1 protein-coding gene and 1 pseudogene are annotated in these 2051 nt (G+C 72.2%); one reads left to right on the top strand and one right to left on the bottom strand.

The features are described from left to right. Positions 1-790, top strand: a pseudogene (locus D7V93_RS42255) (hypothetical protein); the annotation flags it as partial. A 51-nt stretch (positions 791-841) separates the two neighbouring features. Here the strand turns inward: D7V93_RS42255 and D7V93_RS42250 are convergent. Then, a complete protein-coding gene (locus D7V93_RS42250; protein WP_244237834.1) occupies positions 842-1648 on the bottom strand; it encodes a hypothetical protein in 807 nt (268 codons plus the stop codon). Positions 1649-2051: the final 403 nt, after the last annotated feature.

Below are 2051 nucleotides of genomic sequence, written 5' to 3'. Positions count from 1 at the left end.
GCGCGGAGGCGTGGAGCTGCTCCAGGTCATCGCGTCGGATGAGCAGGGCGTGCTGGAGCTGACCCGCTCCGAGGTGAGCCGGGGCGAGCTGCGCCGCCTCCTCAAGCACGCCCGGGAGAACCGCTTCGGCGTCGAGGTCTCCCGCGAGGAGGGCGCCACGCTGCTCGCCGAGGCCGCGGCCCTGAACCTGCGCACCCGCACGCCCTTCCCCGAGGACCTGGAGGCCGCGCTGCGCCACCACGGCGTGCAGCCCCTCACCGAGCCCGCGCCCCTGCCCGCCCCGGAGCCCGACGACGCACGTCACGTCCTGGAGGGCGACCAGCTCCACGCGACGCCGGAGATCGCCGAGTGGATGCCGCCCGAAGCGGAGGTGCGGCGGTTGATGGAGGCGGTGCAGGCGCTGGCCTCGAGCCCGCTGGCCCTGAGCGGGCCGCAGCGGCAGGAACAGGTGCAGCACCGGGTGCGGGACGCGGCGCGGGCCTTCTTCACCCCGGAGGTGCGCCAGCGCTACGCGCGCCGGCTGTGGCGGATGGCCGCCTACTTCACGGAGACCGGCCGCCCCCTGCAGGCGGACATGGCCCGGGGCGAGGCCAGGCGCCTCTTCCACGGGCTCGACGAGCCGTTCTCCCGCTTCGCGGAGACGCTCTTCGCCAAGGTCGTCGTCCTGGCCGCCGCGGGCGCCCAGGCCCAGGCAGCGGCGGCGACGGGGCCCCACGCTCCGGGCGGGTCCCCTGCCCCGGCCGCGCCCGCGAACGAGCGGCGCAGCCCGGGCGGCCTCATCCTCCCCTGACGCCAGCGGGGCGCGCCCGGGGAGGGGGCGGCAATCCAGGGCCGCGGGGCCTCAGGGCTGCTCCGCGCGGGCGCACAGGAGCAGGTCCAGGTTCTCCCGCTCCCACGCGACGGCGCGCTGGTAGTCGTGGAAGCGCTTCTCGTGCTCCATCAGCTCCGGCGGGTGGATGCAGCGGCGGCCATCGTCGCCCCGGCGGGCCCGGTAGACGTGGTGCAGCATCTCGTGGAAGACGATCCACTCGACGAAGTAGCGGGGCACGAGCGGCTGGTCCAGGGCCGGGTGGATGCGGATGACCTTCGAGTCCGCCGAGTAGGAGCCCATCTTGATGCTCTTGCGCGGACCGTTCACCCGGGGCGCCGGCCCGTAGGTGATGGCCGCGTCGATGCGGCTCTGGAAGTAGCGCTCGTTCAGCCGCTCGTAGATGCGCGCCAGGTCGTGGTAGCGCCCCACGGGCGACAGCCGCAGCCGCTTGCGCATCTGCGCCGGGGACAGCCGCCGGATGAAGATGCGGTTGCGCTCGATGTACTTGTCCAGCAGCGCGCTCGCGTCCGCGTCGCCCTTGCGCACGAAGCTGGCGAGCGCCTGCAGCACGTCGTCCGGCGCGGCCAGGAACATGTGGTGCAGCCGCAGCCGCCACAGCGCGCGCTGACGCTGGAACGTCAACATGGTGTGCGTGTTGTCGTGGATCTCCACCGCCACCTTCCCCCGCAGCCGCGTGCGCAGCCGCCGCTCCAGCACGCGCCGCCACACCTTCAACAGGCGGTTGGGCTCAGGGGCGACCGGAAGCTGCCGGGCCACCCTCCCCGCGGGGTAGGTCCTCTGTCGGATGATGTTCTTCTGCTTCTTCGCGCGAGCCATAGAGGGGCCGGAGTCTACGGACCCCTCTGACATGTGTAAACGCGCCCGCTTGGTGGAAAGCCAAGGAATTCCAACGACTTAAGGGCACTCAAGCTTACCCGGTCCTACGTGTCCGCAGCCGGGTGCGGATGCCGGATACGGGCAAGTGGCCGTCCTGATTAGCGTCGCCTCCGGCATGGGACCCGCAACGTCTGGAGTTCCCCGGTTACGGGTCGGATGTTGTAGGTCTCGATACGCGGAAGTGTTCGTTTTCCCGGACAGGTGTACTGGACGCGAAGCGGGCCGGGGGCCAGGGCGACGACCTGGTTGATGGGCAGCTTTCCGCCCCCCGGCCGGCCAAGCACGGTGCGCACCGGCGCGTCGAACCGGACCTCCACCGTGGTGGGCGGCGGGGGCGGAAAGC

Origin of the sequence: Corallococcus llansteffanensis, from assembly GCF_003612055.1 — a bacterium.
In the GTDB taxonomy this organism is placed as follows: Bacteria; Myxococcota; Myxococcia; order Myxococcales; family Myxococcaceae; genus Corallococcus; species Corallococcus llansteffanensis.
Note: the sequence above shows the minus strand (reverse complement) of the source record. Positions and strands in the feature narration are given on the sequence as shown.